The sequence below is a fragment of the Halosimplex litoreum genome (genome assembly GCF_016065055.1).
Taxonomy (GTDB): domain Archaea; phylum Halobacteriota; class Halobacteria; order Halobacteriales; family Haloarculaceae; genus Halosimplex; species Halosimplex litoreum.
This window is the reverse complement of sequence record NZ_CP065856.1, coordinates 2103355-2118529: the sequence shown is the minus strand read 5'-3', so window position 1 is coordinate 2118529 and position 15175 is coordinate 2103355. Positions and strand designations below refer to the sequence as shown.

Annotated in this window: 13 protein-coding genes; 2 read left to right on the top strand and 11 right to left on the bottom strand. The window is 67.6% G+C overall.

Annotated elements, in window-relative coordinates; genetic code table 11:
- Positions 1 to 2: 2 nt before the first annotated feature.
- The 10 genes from I7X12_RS10560 to ahaH all read right to left on the bottom strand — a co-directional run bounded on the left by I7X12_RS10560 (position 3) and on the right by ahaH (position 11301).
- A complete protein-coding gene (locus I7X12_RS10560) occupies positions 3 to 734 on the bottom strand; it encodes a bacteriorhodopsin (RefSeq protein ID WP_269750361.1) in 732 nt (243 codons plus the stop codon).
- Positions 735 to 991: 257 nt separating this feature from the next.
- The gene (locus tag I7X12_RS10555; RefSeq protein WP_198060047.1) at positions 992 to 2983 is read right to left on the bottom strand and encodes a bacterio-opsin activator domain-containing protein; all 1992 of its coding nucleotides are present in this window, start codon (positions 2981 to 2983) and stop codon (positions 992 to 994) included.
- Between the two features lie 126 nt (positions 2984 to 3109).
- A complete protein-coding gene (locus I7X12_RS10550) occupies positions 3110 to 4525 on the bottom strand; it encodes an ATP synthase subunit B (RefSeq protein WP_198060046.1) in 1416 nt (471 codons plus the stop codon).
- A gap of 2 nt (positions 4526 to 4527) precedes the next feature.
- A complete protein-coding gene (locus I7X12_RS10545; protein WP_198060045.1) occupies positions 4528 to 6306 on the bottom strand; it encodes a V-type ATP synthase subunit A in 1779 nt (592 codons plus the stop codon).
- Between the two features lies 1 nt (position 6307).
- Positions 6308 to 6631, bottom strand: a complete 324-nt coding sequence (locus I7X12_RS10540; RefSeq protein ID WP_198060044.1) for a V-type ATP synthase subunit F — start codon at positions 6629 to 6631, stop codon at positions 6308 to 6310.
- Complete coding sequence (locus I7X12_RS10535; protein ID WP_198060043.1) at positions 6628 to 7686, bottom strand: V-type ATP synthase subunit C; 1059 nt, start codon at positions 7684 to 7686, stop codon at positions 6628 to 6630. Before I7X12_RS10535 ends, I7X12_RS10540 begins: the two co-directional genes overlap by 4 nt.
- On the bottom strand, positions 7683 to 8264 hold the full coding sequence (locus tag I7X12_RS10530; RefSeq protein WP_198060042.1) for a V-type ATP synthase subunit E: 582 nt from the start codon (positions 8262 to 8264) through the stop codon (positions 7683 to 7685). Before I7X12_RS10530 ends, I7X12_RS10535 begins: the two co-directional genes overlap by 4 nt.
- Before the next feature lie 26 nt (positions 8265 to 8290).
- Positions 8291 to 8548 (bottom strand): hypothetical protein, encoded by a 258-nt coding sequence (locus tag I7X12_RS10525; protein WP_198060041.1) that lies wholly within the window; start codon positions 8546 to 8548, stop codon positions 8291 to 8293.
- A 196-nt stretch (positions 8549 to 8744) separates the two neighbouring features.
- Positions 8745 to 10964: a V-type ATP synthase subunit I gene (locus I7X12_RS10520; RefSeq protein ID WP_198060040.1), complete on the bottom strand. Its 2220-nt coding sequence runs from the start codon at positions 10962 to 10964 to the stop codon at positions 8745 to 8747.
- A gap of 4 nt (positions 10965 to 10968) precedes the next feature.
- Complete coding sequence (ahaH, locus tag I7X12_RS10515; RefSeq protein WP_198060039.1) at positions 10969 to 11301, bottom strand: ATP synthase archaeal subunit H; 333 nt, start codon at positions 11299 to 11301, stop codon at positions 10969 to 10971.
- Between the two features lie 166 nt (positions 11302 to 11467).
- On the opposite strand from ahaH, the gene I7X12_RS10510 reads away from it, so the two are divergent.
- A complete protein-coding gene (locus I7X12_RS10510) occupies positions 11468 to 12085 on the top strand; it encodes a methyltransferase domain-containing protein (protein WP_198060038.1) in 618 nt (205 codons plus the stop codon).
- A 217-nt stretch (positions 12086 to 12302) separates the two neighbouring features.
- Here I7X12_RS10510 and I7X12_RS10505 read toward each other — a convergent pair whose 3' ends face one another.
- Positions 12303 to 13598, bottom strand: a complete 1296-nt coding sequence (locus I7X12_RS10505) for a DUF7096 domain-containing protein (RefSeq protein ID WP_198060037.1) — start codon at positions 13596 to 13598, stop codon at positions 12303 to 12305.
- A gap of 144 nt (positions 13599 to 13742) precedes the next feature.
- Here I7X12_RS10505 and I7X12_RS10500 point away from each other — a divergent pair, with 144 nt between their 5' ends.
- Entirely contained in the window at positions 13743 to 15095 is a 1353-nt protein-coding gene (locus I7X12_RS10500) for a helix-turn-helix transcriptional regulator (RefSeq protein WP_198060036.1), read from the top strand.
- The last annotated feature ends 80 nt before the right edge of the window (positions 15096 to 15175 follow it).

Here is a 15175-nt window from a genome sequence, read left to right as displayed (position 1 = left end):
CGTCAGTCGTCGGCGGTCGCGGCCGCGCCGGTGCCGCTCGCGGCGGAGACGTCGTCGAGGACCTGCCGGCTCGACAGCAGCAGGAACCCGAAGCCGACCTTCGCGACCAGGTCCAGTACCATGAACCCGGCCGTCTCGACGAACAGGACGCTCCCGCTGACTTCGGGGAGCAGTCCCAGCCCCTCGGTGCCGGCCAGCCACCACACCGGGTAGACCAGCCAGACCGCGACGATCAGGTTGCGCAACTGTGCGAACTTCGCGCCCACGTCGCTGCCCAGTTCCTGGGCCTGCTCGGTGAGCGTCCCGAACAGGAAGTACAACAACACCAGCAGGAAGCCGGTGCTGATCCCCCACCAGACCAGTCGGCGGGCGCCGTCGTCGAGGCCGGCGACCACGAAGTTCCCGCCGGCCAGCGTCGCGATCGCACCGGTGCCGATCATCAGCGCGTCGAGGCTGACCAGCGTCGTCAGCTGGTTGCGGTTTGCCCGCGCGAGCAGTCCGAGGTCGATCAGCAACAGCGGCGTCGTGAACAACCAGTCCGTGTACCGCGCCCAGTAGATACTGAGCTCCTCACCGGCGACGTTGACCGTCGTCAGTCCGAAACCGGTCGCCATCGCGAGATAGTTCACGCCGGCGATCGCCGTGATAAGTATCGTCACGATGTAGAATTCCTGGCGCTTCTGGTCTTCTTCGCCCCAGCCGCGGGCGATGAAGTACAGCATGCCCAGGAACATTCCTACCGTCCCGATCCACAGCCAAATTTGTTCGCTACCTGGTGATGGCATGACTACACCTAGCACTGGGGATTTTTGCCTCAAAAGAAAGATGCCCAACTAGTTGGATTTGGACCTGGTACTGCTGTCTCTTTGTCAGTTGGTAGTAGCGACGTCGAAAGCGTCATTTTCCGAAAAGATGCCAGCAAGTTCCCCCGTTCGGCGCGCACGTTCGAAGACAGGAGTATATAAATTCGGACGACGGAACGACACCGCGGTCAGTCGTACAGTTCCTCGAAGACCTTCCGCTGGGCCGCCCGGAGGTGCTGGTGGAACGTGGAGCGGCCGATATCCATGGCCGCGGCGAGGTCCTCCCCGTTCGTCTCGCGGGGCCACTCGAAGAAGCCGCCGACGATGGCGGTCTGGAGCGCGGTCGACTGGCGGTCCGTCAGCCGGTTGTCGATGCGCGCGCGCACGTCCTGGCGGTTCTCGGCCGGGCGCTCGTGCTCGCGGTAGGCCGACAGATCCGCGCCGTCGACTCGATCTTCGACGGCCTCGACGACCGTCCGCGGCTGCGCCTCGGGCGGGATCTCGACTGTCAGGTCGCCGGTACCGCCCGCGGCGGACATCGCGGCGATACGTCCACCTCGGTCGAGCAACAGCCGGACCAGCGGTGACTCCGAGACGCTGAATTCGACGACCGAGCGGCCGTCGCCCGTCGTAACTGGCGTACACGCGGTCACGTCCTCGCGGGCGGCCGCGGCCTCGACGACCGCCGCCGGTTCGGCGTTCGTCTCGAAGAAGAAGGTCGTCGGCCCGGCCTCGCGCGTGACGGTGCCGGTGTGAACGAACTCGGCGTCGAGCGCCGCCGAAAGCCCGACGAAGAAGGGGTCGTCGCCGGCCAGCGAGAACGCTAACTCCGTCACGTCGTCGGAGCCGAGCAACCGCTGGGAGGTCAGCGCGTGCAACGCCATCGCGGTCGACTGCGCGACCGCCGCGAGCACGCGCTGTTCGGGCTCGGGGAGTCGGGCGTCCGGGCGGAGGCCGACGACGAGGACTCCGTAGCCCACGTCGCCGTACTGCAACGGCAGGGCGGCCAGCCCGCCCGCGCCGCCGTCGACCAGTCCGTCGTAGACCGGCGGGACCGCCTCGGCGTCGACGAACTGCGCCTCGCCGGTCCGGGCGGCCCGCGCCGCCGGGTCCGTGCCGTCGACCGGGAGTTCGAGCGCGGGCGGGTCCGCGACGCCCGCCCAGGTACTCGGGGCGATCGAATCGGTCGCCGGCTCGGCCTCACCGACCCACGCCAGCGCGTACTCGTCGGTCTCGGCCAGTCGATCGGTGACCGCCCGCTCGACCGCCGCCCGCCCCTCCGCGCTCAGCAACGCGCTGGTGACGTCCGTCAACAGGCCGTCGAGCCGGTCGAGTAGCGCCTCGACTTTCTGGCGTTCGGTCCTGGCCTTCTCGGCCTGGCGCTGGGCCTCCCGCTCGGCCTCGACGCGGTCGGTCACGTCCTCCTGGAAGCCGACGTAGTGGGTCGGCTCCCCGTCGTCGCCGCCGATCGGCGCGATGTGGACCCGGTTCCAGAACTCCTCGCCGTCGTCGGTGTAGTTGACGAGTTCGACCGAGACCGGCTCGCCGGCGTCGATCGCCGCCGCCATCTCCGCGATCTTCGCCTCGTCGGACTGGTCGCCCTGCATGAAGTTGCAGTTGCGACCGAGCACCTCCGCCTCGTCGTAGCCCGCCAGCTCCTCGAAGGCGTCGTTGACGTAGATCAGCGGCGTGTCTCGGCGTTTCCCGTCACCGATAGTGATCCCCACCGGCGCCTCGTCCATCGCCCGGTCTTTCAGCTGTTCGGTCACCTCGGCGAACCGACGGTCGCCCGCCGCGACCGCCGCGTCGAGCCCGTCGACCAGCGCGCCCAGTTGCTTCTCGGGCGGGTCGCGGGGCACGTAGTCGGTGACGTCGGCGGCGATGGCGTCACTCGCCAGGTGTTCGTCGCCGACCGCAGTGAAGACCAGAAACGGGAGGTCGTCGGTCCGCTCGCGAACGTCACGGAGCAGTGCCAGCCCCGAACTATCGGGCAGCCGCCGCTCGCTGACGACGGCGGCCGGGGGGTCGGTCTCGATGGCGTCCAGCGCCGCCGTCGCGTCCCGCGCCCGTTCGAACGCGTAGCCCGCATCGCGGAGCGCGTCGGCGACCGGCGCCGCGCGCTCGTCGTCGGGATCGACGTACAGCACTCGTCGCCCCGCCCCCGCAGTGGAGCGAGTCATGCACCGAAGTACTTGCGGGTCCGTCAAGAGCGTTGTCCTCGCATCCACTCGGGATCCGGCAACGTCGTCCGCTGTTTCGACTGGCCGACCGGCGACTGGAAAAACTCGTCGGCGACGGAACCGTCCTCAGTCGGCGGCGACTTCGGCCTCGACGTCCTCGCGGTAGTACTCCGCGATGTTCTCCTCGTCGATGCGGTTGAGCTCCTCCTTGGGGAGCATCGAGAGGAGATCCCAGCCGATGTCCAGCGTCTCCTCGATGTCGCGGTTCGTGTCGTAGCCCTGCTGGACGAACTCCTCTTCGAACTGCTCGGCGAAGTCGAGGTACTTGTTGTCACGCTCCGAGAGCGCCTCGCGACCGACGATGTTCACGAGGTCGCGCAGGTCCTCGCCCTCGGCGTAGGCGGCGTAGAGCTGGTCGGAGACGCCGCCGTGGTCACCGCGGGTGAGCCCCTCGCCGATACCGTCGTCCATCAACCGGGACAGCGACGGCAGCGGGTCGATCGGCGGCTGGATGCCCTCGCTGTTGAGGTCGCCGTCGATGAGGATCTGCCCCTCCGTGATGTACCCGGTCAGGTCCGGGATCGGGTGGGTGATGTCCTCGCTGGGCATCGTCAGGATGGGAATCTGCGTGATGGAGCCCTCCTCGCCCTTGATACGGCCGGCTCGCTCGTAGAGCTGAGCGAGGTCGGTGTACATGTACCCGGGGTAGCCACGTCGGCCCGGAACCTCCTCGCGCGCCGCGCCGATCTCGCGCAGCGCCTCACAGTAGTTGGTCATGTCCGTGAGGATGACCAGCACGTGGTACCCCTTGTCGAAGGCGAGGTACTCCGCGGTCGTGAGGGCGAGTCGCGGCGTGACCGTCCGCTCGACGGCGGGGTCGTCCGCGAGGTTCATGAAGACGACCGAGCGTTCCAGCGCGCCGGTGCGCTCGAAGTCGTCCATGAACTCGTTGGCCTCCTCGGCGGTGATCCCCATCGCACCGAAGATCACCGCGAACTCGGAGCCCTCGTCGTCGCCGTCGTCGCCCTCTTCCTCCGGGACGGAGGCCTGACGGGCGATCTGCAGGGCCAGGTCGTTGTGGGGCAGCCCCGCACCCGAGAAGATGGGGAGCTTCTGGCCGCGAACGAGCGTGTTCATGCCGTCGATGGCCGAGACGCCCGTCTGGATGAAGTCCTCGGGGTACTCGCGGGAGTAGGGGTTGATCGCTTCGCCGACGATGTCCCGTCGCTCGTCGGGGACGATGTCGGGGCCGCCGTCGATGGGGTTGCCCGACCCGTCGAGGACGCGGCCGAGCAGGTCCTCGGTGACGGGCATCTTCATCGTCTCGCCGAGGAACCGGACCGACGAGTCCGTGTCGATGCCCTCGGTGCCTTCGAACACCTGGATTGCGACGTGGTCCGACGAGGAGTCGAGCACCTGGCCGCGGCGGGTCTCGCCGTCGCCGGTCTCGATCTCGACGATCTCGTCGTAGCCGATCGGCTCGTCGGTCTCGACGTGGACCAGCGGACCGCTGATTTCCGTGATTGTCTGGTATTCTTTCATCGTTAGTACAGGGAGCGCAGTTGTTCGGTGATGTCGTCTTCGAGCTGGTCGACGAACTCGTCGACCTCGTCGTCGGGCGTCGTGCCGATGCGGTTCAGGCGCGGCGCGGCGTCGATGCCCGTGATCTCGTCGATCGGGACGCCCGCGTCGAGCGCGTCCTCCGCCTCGTCGTTGAACGTCCGGATCGCGCCGAGGATCCGGTAGGTCTTGTGGGGCGGACAGTAGCGGTCGACGTCGTGCAGCGCGTTCTGCTGGAGCCACGCCTCCTTGATGAAGCGCGCGACTTCCAGGGTCAGCTGCTGGTCCTCGGGCAGGGCGTCCTTGCCGACGAGCTGGACGACCTCCTGCAGTTCGCCGTCCTCGTCGAGCACGTCGATGCCCCACTGGCGCTGTTCGGGCCAGTCGTCGGCGACGTTGTCCTCGAACCACGGGTCCAGCTGGTCCCGATACAGCGAGTACGAGTCGTTCCAGTTGATCGCCGGGAAGTGTCGCTTCTCGGCCAGGTCCGAGTCCAGCGCCCAGAACGTCTTGACGATACGCAGCGTGTTCTGGGTGACCGGCTCGGAGAAGTCACCGCCGGGCGGCGAGACGGCGCCGATCGCCGAGATCGAGCCCTCGGTGCCGTTGATGTTGTCGAAGTAGCCGGCCCGCTCGTAGAACTGCGACAGGCGGGCGGCGAGGTAGGCAGGGTAGCCCTCCTCGCCGGGCATCTCCTCCAGCCGCGAGGAGATCTCGCGCATGGCCTCGGCCCACCGCGAGGTGGAGTCGGCCATCAGCGCTACGTCGTAGCCCATGTCGCGGTAGTGTTCCGCGATGGTGATCCCGGTGTAGACGCAGGATTCCCGGGCCGCGACCGGCATGTTCGACGTGTTGGCGATGAGGCAGGTCCGGGCCATCAGGGCGTTGCCCGTCTGGGGGTCCGGCAGCTCCGGGAAGTCGTCGATGACCTCCGTCATCTCGTTACCCCGCTCGCCACAGCCGATGTAGACGACGATGTCGGCGTCGGCGAACTTCGCCAGGCTCTGCTGGGTGACGGTCTTCCCGGAGCCGAACGGACCCGGGATGGCCGCGGTCCCGCCCTTCGCGAGCGGGAACAGGCCGTCGAGGATGCGCTGGCCGGACGTGAGCGGCTCCGTCGGCGTCTGCTTGTCCTCGGTGGGTCGGGCCTCGCGGACCGGCCACTCCTGGCGCATCTGGATCTCGGTCCCGTCGTCGAGTTCGGCGACGGTGTCCTCGACGGTGAAGTTGCCCGACTCGATCGAGACGACCTCGGCCGTCTCGCCCTCGTCGAGGGCGCCCGGCGGCACCATCACCTTGTGGTCGATACTGGGCGTCTCGGGGACGATGCCGACGATGTCGCCGCGGGCGACCTCGTCGCCCTCGGAGACGTCGGGGGTGAACTCCCAGGTCTTCTCCAGGTCGATACCGGGGGCGTCGACGCCCCGGTCGAGGAAGGCCGACCCCATCTTGTCCTCGAGGACGTCGAGCGGGCGCTGGACGCCGTCGTAGATGGAGTCCAGCATGCCCGGGCCGAGGTCGACCGACAGCGGCGCGCCCGTCCCTTCGACGGGTTCGCCGGGCGAGACCGCGGAGGTCTCCTCGTAGACCTGGATCGTCGTAATCGCTCCCTCGATCTCGATGACCTCGCCCATCAGTCCCTCTTCGCCGACGTAGACGACGTCGTTCATCTTCGCGTCGAGGTTCTTGGCCGTGACGACCGGCCCCGACACGCTCTCGATGACGCCGTCCTCGCGAACGGTCGTGTCTGTTGCTTGGCTCATGTTAGTCTTCCTCCATCAGGTCGATGCCGATGGCGCGTTTGATCTGCTCGCGCAGTCCGCTGGAGCCGGCCTCGCCACCGAGGGTGACCAGCACCGGCTCCACGCTCGTTTCGACGTCCGAACGGACGTTCCGGGAGAGGTGGTCGAGGTCCTCGTCGTGCATCACGAGGATGCCCACGTTGTCGTCGTCGAGCATCTCCCGGACCGCGTCGTCGAGCTGTTCGTCCTTGTCGTCGTCGGGCACGTCCGCGAACTCCCGGACGCCGGCGAGTCGGAAGCCGGTCGTGAAGTCCGGACTGCCGACGACGGCGATCTCCTGGCTCATCGTACCACCAGTTCCTCGCGGATCTGCTCCGGCGAGAGCCCCGCCTCGCGACCGCGCGCGACCGCGCGGATGTTGTTGATCTCCCGCTCCTTGGCGAGGACGTACGACAGCACCGGACAGACCGATAGGGGATAGCGGTTCGAAAGCGTGTCGGCGTACGCCAACAGCGCCGCGTCCAGCGCGTGCTCGAACTCGATGAGGCTGTCGGCCTCGTCGAGGACACGCAGCGCCTCGTCGAGGTCGTCGCCGTAGGTGCTCTCGCGGATCCGCTCGACCAGCGCCGCCTCGTCTTCGACCAGCTGGCGCAGCTCCTCGGCGTCGAACAGCCGACCGCCCTCGATGAAGTACTCCGCCGGGTCCATCTCCGTCTCCGTCCGCGCGAGTCGGAGCACGTTCCGGACGTTCCGGAAGTCGATCTCCGCCCGCAGGAACTGCACGTACAGCTCCGTCGGCCGGTCGGGGTTGCTCGGGAGCCCCTCGATGAGCGTCTCGTAGAACGTCCGGTCGACCGCGTTCTCCAGCGGCACCAACAGTCCGGTCGACTCGTAGTCCTCGAGGGCCGCCTCGAGCGGTTCACCGAAGATGGTTCCCTCGAGCGCGGCCAGGACGTCGTCGACCGACTCTGCCCCGAGCAGTCGCGTGAGCTGATCCTCGGAGAACTCGCCCGCCCGAATGAGGTCGTCCTCGACGTCGGTCGCGTCGGCGCCCGAATAGACGCCACGCAGGACCGTCTTGACGTTCCAGGCGTCGAACTTGCGGAGGTACCGGACGACGTAGTCGTACAGTTTCCCGTCCGACCAGCGAAGCAGGTCCTCGAAGTGCTTGGCGAGGTTCTGGTTGAGCGCGTACTCGATGAGGTCGACACCGTCGTGTCGGGCGCCGAGCCGGTTCATCTCGGCCTCGTACTCCGACTCCTCCATGAAGCGGGCGATCTCGCCCGGCCCCATGCGGACCAGCTTCCGGTAGTCGTCGTCGTCGAACAGCGACGACCGACGGGACCGCACGCGGGCGTTGACGTACTCGTAGTTGCTCGTCTGTTGGTCCGGCGCGCTCATTGGTCTTCGAACAGACGGGTGCTGATCTCCCGGAGTTCGTCCTCCCAGACGTCCGCCAGCACCGAGTCGAACGTGTTGTTCACCCGGACTCGCGAGGCCTCACTCTCGACGACGACCCCGCCGAGACAGTCGCGCTCGCCGGCGTACTCGTAGCCGTGTTCGTCGGCCAGGTCGGTCAGCAGCTCCTCGTCGTCGGCGCGACCGTACACCCGCACGTCGTCGCCGTCGTCGAACTCCTCGCTGGCGGCGTCCAGCAGGGCCCGCGTCAGCTCCTCGCGCTCGTCACCGTCCAGCGCCGTCAGCTCGTCCTCGACGGTCGCGCGGACCTCCTGGAGCACGTCCCGGCGAGCGCCGAGCCGTTCCTGTTTGGCCTCGAGGTTCGCGCTCGACAGCATCTGCTCGCGCTCCTGCTCGATCGTGGCCTCGACCTCCTCGGCGCGCTCCTCGCGGATGGCCTCGGCGTCGGCCTCGGCGTCTTCGATGATCTCCGTCGCCTGTGCCTCGGCGTCGGCCCGAACTTCCTCCGCACGCGCGCGGGCCTCGTCTCGAATGTCCTCTACGACTGTATCGAGGCTCATGTGTAGTGAAAGGGTTCTCGGTGCGGTTACTGCGCGATGAAGATCGTCACGAACGCGATAATGACGAGCGTCTCCGGGAGCGCTGTGAAGATCAGCGCCGGGACGAACACGTCGTCGTCCTCCGCGACGGCGCCGACTGCCGCCGACCCGATGCCGCGCTGGGCGTAGCCCGTCGCGAGCGCGCCGAGCCCGACCGCGATCGCCGCGGCCCCCTGATTCTCGAGGACGGGACTGCTGCCTTGCTGCAGTGCGACTGCCGCCAGCTGTAGAGCGTTTTCGAACATTGTTGTTGTGGATGCCGGGATTGGTTTCCGTACAGGGTGACGTTTGCTCTATGCGGGGCATAAAGGTTCTCAAATCCGCCGGCAGATACGCCCAGTCCGGACGTCTCTCCGTGTGTCACGGTGTCAGCCCACTCGACCGAGACGGTAGTCGTTCGAAACCACCGAAAATCGAACGGTCGCGGAAGACCCGAGCGGCCTACTGGTCGCGAGTGTAGACCCGCTCGCGTCCGAACGGCGAGTAGGTCTCGCCGTCGCCGTCGTAGAACTTCTCGAAGAACTCGAAGTACTCCAGACGGATGGACTGGATACCCGAGGAGGTCACCCCGAGGATGAGCACGACGATGTGGCCGAGGATCAGCACGAGCACCCCGAACACCAACATCGCCGGGCTGCCGTGGAACATCCCGCCGAAGATGACCGTCGCGCCCTCGTAGTTGTTCTGGACGTACTGCGGGCCGTAGTCCAGCATGTAGTGGAACTCGCCGTGGTGCTGGTAGGCGCCGAAAAAGAGGAGGTTGACCGCGAAGGCCATCCCCGCCTTGGCGAGCAACACCGCGGCGATCCGCAGGTACGACAGCGCGTGGGCCAGCACGACGTGGATCTCGACGAGTTCGTGGGCCGGTCCGAGCGCCAGCAGGGCCATCCCCGCCAGCACCATCGCGCCACCGAGCATCCCGACCTCGGTCGGGAAGCCGGTGAATCCGAGGTGGAACGCGGCGGTGTCGCCGCTGCCGAACACCTCGAAGAGGAAGTCGGGCTTGGCGCCGTCGAACAGGCGGCTGAAGACGAATAGCCAGAGACCGTTGAGCGCCAGGATCCACGAGCCGCTCTCGATGACGGCCTCCTTGACGCCGTGGAGCTGGGTGTTCTCGACGAACGAGAGGGCGTAGGCCGTGTTGAGGTGCAGGATACCGAACAGCACGGTCACCACGAACCACGCGCGGGCCCAGTAGCCGGTGGCCGGCGACAGGCCCTTCTCGATGGGCGGGTGGGACATGCCGAGGCCGTTGACCCACAGCTGCTCACCGAGGATGTGCAGTCCGAATAGCTCGCCGTAGAGGACGCCGAATATCGTCGTCGACACACCGGCGGCGATCGTGATGATGCCGAGGTTCGAGAAGGCGTCGGAGTCGAAGTTCGCGTAGATGTAGTAGCCGATCGCGGTGTAGATGATCCCGTAGCCGGTGTCCCCGATGATGAAGCCGAACATCAGGGGGAAGGTGAGAAAGAGGAGGATCGTCGGGTCGAACTCGGAGTAGCTCGGGCGCCCGACGGCGCGGGTCAGCAGTTCGAACGGTTTGATCGTGCTGGGGTTGTCCTGGACCGTCGGCGGATCGTCGGCGGCGCCCATCGTGACCGTGCCACCGTCGGCGCGGGCCTGTTGGGGTCGCTCGTCCGACTCAGCTTCGGACTCCGACTCCTCTCCGTCGAGCGCGTCGGCGGGCGGTTCGGCGTCGACCACGCCAGCCTGTTCGGTCTCGGCCGCGGCGGCCTCGGTGTGGCCGTGACCGTGGCGGTCGTAGGCGGCCACTTCGAGCTCTTCGACGTGGACGTGCCCGTCGACCGCCTCGTTGACGGTCGTCTCGAACTCGTCGACCCGTTCGCTCGGGAGCCACCCCTCCGCGACGAAGGCGTTGTCGGTCGTCGCGAAGGAGAGCGGCGCCTCGGCCTTCTGGGCCTCGACGGCGAGTTTCTCCTCTGCGGCCAGCAAGAAACCGGCTACGTCGTAGCGCAGGTCCTCGAGCTGGCTCTCGACCGTCGAGAGGTTCGACTCGATCTTCTGTCGTTCGTGACGCAGTTCGTCGAGGTACTCCTCGGGGTCGCCCTCGCCGTCGGGGACCTCCAGCGCGGAGACGTCGGCCTCGACGAGCGCGCTCTGGAGCGTCCCATCGTCGGTGCGGGCGAACGCGGCGACGACACCGTCGCCGGCGAAGACCTGCGAGGGGGCCTCGACGTCGGCCAACACGCGCTCGACCGAGTCGGCGTCGCCCTCGCCGACCTGCACGGCCAGCGAATCGTAGCCGTACAGCAGGTCGAGGTCGATGCCCAGGTCGGCGAACGGCTCCATCGCGTCGATGCGTTCGCGAACGTCGCGGAGATCGCCCTCCAGGTTCGACCGGCGGTCCTCGAGTTCGTTGACCTCCGTCCGGATCTCCTCGAGTTCGCTCTCGAGCTGTTCGTCTTTCAGGATCCGGCTGGGGCCGGCGTCGTCCTCCTCGACACCGAGGATCGACTGCAGCGAACGGACGGTGACGAGCATCTCGGAGGCCTCGTCGCCCCCCGCCATCGGGTCGCCGTTGTCGAAGCCCTCCCAGTGTCCCTCGTAGTCGTTGAGGTGGAGGACGTTGAGGTCGTGGGTCGTCTCGACGACGTCGCCCATGACCGAGCGCGCCCCGGTCACGGACACCTTGCTCATTCGCTTAGGTCTGAGCATGCACCGCCTCCTCGAACTGTGTCACCACGTACTCGACGACCGCTTCCTCGCGTCCTTCGGCGCGCGCCTCGAGTGCCTCACGCTCCTCGGCACCCTCGTCGAGGATGCGTTCGCGCTCGGCCTCGATCTCTTCGCGCGCGTCTTCGAGACGCGCTTCGGCCTCCGTGTCGGCCTCTTGACGGGCCTGCTCGCGGATCGCGTCGGCCTCCTCGCGGGCCTCGGCGACCGTCTCCTCGGCGTCCTCCTCGGCCTCGGCGACGATCTCGTCCGCCTCCTGTTCGGCGTCTTTGACTCGGTCGAGAACCTCTGGCCTTGGCATTTGCTAATCGTGGAGAGATCCGTTCAGGGCCTATTTGGAAGTTGCGAAGTGTCCCCGTCCGAACCGAGAGCGCGCGCACGGGAGCGAGCGACGACCGACGACGGCACGTCCCCGCGAGGCATCGGAAAACGGGGGAACTATGCCGATCTGGACCCAACGTCCGCCAATGGCCGTCCAGGACAAGACGCGTGCCCGGATCTTTTACAAGTACCTCTCGAAGGTGTACGACCAGGTCAACCCGTTCATCTGGACCGAGGAGATGCGGACGGAGGCGCTCGACCTCTTGGACATCGCGCCCGACGACCGCGTCCTCGACGTGGGCTGTGGCACCGGCTTCGCCACCGAGGGCATCCTCGAACGCACGGACAACGTCCACGGCCTGGACCAGAGCGTCCACCAGATGGAGAAGGCCTGGCAGAAACTCGGCAAGTACGACCCGGTCAGCTTCTACCGCGGCGACGCCGAGCGCTTGCCGTTCAAAGACGACACCTTCGACGTGGTGTGGTCCTCGGGCTCGATCGAGTACTGGCCCGACCCAGTCGCCGCCCTGGCGGAGTGTCGCCGTATCGCGAAACCCGGCGGACAGGTGCTCGTCGTCGGCCCGAACTACCCGTCCAACACCGTCTTCCAGAAGCTCGCCGACGCGTTCATGCTGTTCTACGGTGAGGAGGAGGCCGATCGCATGTTCCGCGAGGCCGGCTACGAAGAGTTCCGTCACGTGACGATGGGGCCTTCGTACAGCCCGAAAGTGGCGATCACGACCGTCGCTGACGTTCCGGAGTAACCGCTTCGCGAGCGAAGCGAGCGCTTTTTCGCCCACGTTTTTGCGCGAGGGGTGCCCGCAGGGAGCGCAGCGACCGAGGACACCCGAGCGGAAAAAGGTGGATGCAGGGCCCTCCTACAGCCCGAAAGTGGCGATCACGACCGTCGCCGACGTTCCGGAGTAACCGCTTCGCGAGCGAAGCGGACGATTGTGGACGAGAACGGTTTCGAGAACGGGCCTAATTGGCGAAAAAGCGCTCGCGGACGGTGCGGTCGTCGCTGGTCGTGACCTCGATGCGAGCGGCCTGTTTCGGGGTGAGCGTCCAGAGGTCGCCGTCGTCGCCGGTCGATCCGACGTCGGCGCCGTTGACGGTCACGTTCGCCTCGAGCGCGTCGCCGGTCAGGTTGTCCCGGACCGAGATCTGCATCGGGCCGGTCGCGTGCGTGCGGTTGACCGTCAGGTCGACGCCCTGGCTCGAGTTCGTCGTGGCGGTGAGGGGGACGTCTTCGAGTGACTTGGTCTGTACCTCACGGAACGGCGACTCCGTGCGTCCGTCGAGGTAGGTGTTGAGCGAGCCGTGCGGGTGGCGAAGCTCGACGAAGTAGATCGAGGTGTTCCCGATGCCCTCGACGGACGGCCCGGAACGGCTGTTGGAACTCACCCACGGGTAGAGTTCCGTCGTCCGGCTGACGGCGGTCACGACGCCGTTGGGGGAGTCGTCGGTGACGAACCGGTCGGGGCCGACCTGTTCGCGGTTCTGCCCGAGATAGGCCTCTCGGTGGTACTGCGACCGCTCGGCAGAGGAGAGGACGATACCCGTCTGGGACGTGACCGCGTAGACCGGAACGGACGGGCGTTCGCCCGCCATCGCGGCTCCGACCTGGCCGCGCACGGGCCCCCGCAGCGAGAGCAGGTCGCCGTCGAGGTTGTCCATCTTCGTGTCCAGATCCGAGGACAGTTCGAGCCCGGCCGCGCCGCGGATCCGAGTGAACTGGTCGTCGACGGCGCGGGCGGTCGTGTCGATCGCGGCGAGTTCTCGCAGGAACTCCTCGGCGTCGATCTCTCCGGCGTTGTAGTCGTCGAGGAGCCGGTTACGCCGGAGTTCGAGCTGCTGGACGCGCTCGCCGAGGCGACCGACCTCCTCGCGAAGCAGCGCCGTCCGAGCGCTGGTGCCCGTGGTGTTCCCGTATCGCTGCTCGAACGTGAGCGAAGCGTACTCGCCCCGAAGGGCGGCCACATCTCGTTGGACGGCGCCGCCGACGTTCAACCCAGCCTCCTGATAGCCGGCGGTCTCGACGGCGTCGTCGTTGATCCCGAGGTAGTTCGACGTGTTCTGCTGGGCGGCCGCGTCGATCGAGGCGCTCTGTCGGGCGGCGACCGAGTCGCTCGTCGCCGGGCCTGCGTCGACCCCGAGTGCGCGCTCGGGGTGGGGAGCGGAATCGGTTCCGAGCGACCCCGCGGCGACCGCCTGTGTCGCCGGTGCCGCGACGAGCAGCGCCAGGACCGCGAGGAGGACAGGGCGGTTCTGAGACATCGGATGGCCACTTTCGTCGCCAGTTACAAAAAGCCACCTACTCGCGATACCGCCGCGAGGCGCGGAGAGGGCTGTAGACGTTTCAAAAGCAACGGAGACGTTTTAATGAAAAGCGTTTTCCGCTCCGGCCGAAATGGGTCGAGTATGTCCCCGCGGTCGTTCGCCGTCGTCGTCACCGCCCTCCTCCTCCTGCTCCCGGTCGGGGTCGCCCCGGTCGCGGCGCTCGGGGCCGCGGGAGCGACAGGTCCGGCGGCCAACTCCGGGATGGTCGGTGCGAACGTCGCCCCGCACAACGGCTCCATCGACCAGGGAGAGATCGAGATGCGGGTCGAGGTAGCCGCAGACGGCGACGCTCGCTGGCGCGTCAAAACTGTCGTGTCCGACTCGATCACGACCGCCGACGAGCGGGCGGCCTTCGACGACTTCGTCGAGGAGTTCAACGGAACCGAGTCGCCGCTCGCCCTCGACTCGTTCGTCGAGGCCGCGGACGACGCCAGTCGCGTGACCGGCCGCGAGATGACGGTCCGGGACGTCGAGCGTCATCACGCGCTGCACGACGATACCGGCGCCGTCTGGGTCACGTTCACGTGGACGAACTTCGGCCGGACGAGCGGCGACCTGCTCTCCGTCGACGACGCGTTCAACACCTCTTCTGGCGTGTGGCTCTCGTCGCTGGCGGAGAGCGAGACGCTGGTCGTCGTCCCGCCGAGCGGATACGGTATCAGCAGCGCGCCGACGAGCGGCTCCGTCGCGGCGTCGAGCCTCGCGGGCGGCGTCGCCAGGTGGGAGGGACCACAGAGCTTCGGCCAGCGCGGCCCGTGGATCGTCTACTCCGGCGACGCGGAGACCGCGACACCCACGACCCGACCGCCGACGGTGACGCCGACCGAGAGCCCCGGCGGCCCCACGACGGGCACGGGAACGGGACCCGGTGACGACATCGCGGGCGCGCTGCCGTTCGTGGTCGTCGTCGTCCTCGGCGGCGCGAGCGCCGCCGTGCTCGTCGCGTACATGCGGCGCGAGGACGACGGTCTCGGCGGGCTCGTCGGCTCGGGCGACGGACCCGGCGCCGGCGCGGCGGCCGACGACGGGTCTCTGGCGGACGACGAAGCCGCCGGGGCCGCCACAGACGGTGCGCCGCCGGCCGACGACGCGACCGCGACCGCTGGCCCGGAGGCCGCGGGGTCCGCGGGAGCGAGCGGGTCGACCGCCGACGCCGAGTCGGACGCCGAGACGACCGGCGAGACCGACGGCGCCGACGACGATATCGACGAGGAACTGCTCAGCGACGAGGAGCGTGTCGAGCGGCTGATCGAGGACAACGGCGGCCGGATGAAGCAGGCGGCCATCGTCCAGGAGACGGGGTGGTCGAACGCGAAGGTCTCGCAACTGCTCTCGGCCATGGACGACGACGACCGGATCGACAAGCTTCGGATCGGCCGGGAGAACCTCATCTCGTTCCCCGACGAGGACGTGACCGACCTCGACTCCGAGTAGGCCGAGTGTCCGCCGGGGAAAGCCGTTTTTCGCCGCGAAAACGCCCAACAACGGTCGCTTCCTCGGAAACGTTTAACCGC

Bases quoted from the DNA above. Each gene is read 5' to 3' on its own strand.
- I7X12_RS10560 (WP_269750361.1), bottom strand. From the start codon at position 734: ATGTTCCTGGGCATGCTGTACTTCATCGCCCGCGGCTGGGGCGAAGAA.
- I7X12_RS10555 (WP_198060047.1), bottom strand. From the start codon at position 2,983: ATGACTCGCTCCACTGCGGGGGCGGGGCGACGAGTGCTGTACGTCGAT.
- I7X12_RS10550 (WP_198060046.1), bottom strand. From the start codon at position 4,525: ATGAAAGAATACCAGACAATCACGGAAATCAGCGGTCCGCTGGTCCAC.
- I7X12_RS10545 (WP_198060045.1), bottom strand. From the start codon at position 6,306: ATGAGCCAAGCAACAGACACGACCGTTCGCGAGGACGGCGTCATCGAG.
- I7X12_RS10540 (WP_198060044.1), bottom strand. From the start codon at position 6,631: ATGAGCCAGGAGATCGCCGTCGTCGGCAGTCCGGACTTCACGACCGGC.
- I7X12_RS10535 (WP_198060043.1), bottom strand. From the start codon at position 7,686: ATGAGCGCGCCGGACCAACAGACGAGCAACTACGAGTACGTCAACGCC.
- I7X12_RS10530 (WP_198060042.1), bottom strand. From the start codon at position 8,264: ATGAGCCTCGATACAGTCGTAGAGGACATTCGAGACGAGGCCCGCGCG.
- I7X12_RS10525 (WP_198060041.1), bottom strand. From the start codon at position 8,548: ATGTTCGAAAACGCTCTACAGCTGGCGGCAGTCGCACTGCAGCAAGGC.
- I7X12_RS10520 (WP_198060040.1), bottom strand. From the start codon at position 10,964: ATGAGCAAGGTGTCCGTGACCGGGGCGCGCTCGGTCATGGGCGACGTC.
- ahaH (WP_198060039.1), bottom strand. From the start codon at position 11,301: ATGCCAAGGCCAGAGGTTCTCGACCGAGTCAAAGACGCCGAACAGGAG.
- I7X12_RS10510 (WP_198060038.1), top strand. From the start codon at position 11,468: ATGGCCGTCCAGGACAAGACGCGTGCCCGGATCTTTTACAAGTACCTC.
- I7X12_RS10505 (WP_198060037.1), bottom strand. From the start codon at position 13,598: ATGTCTCAGAACCGCCCTGTCCTCCTCGCGGTCCTGGCGCTGCTCGTC.
- I7X12_RS10500 (WP_198060036.1), top strand. From the start codon at position 13,743: ATGTCCCCGCGGTCGTTCGCCGTCGTCGTCACCGCCCTCCTCCTCCTG.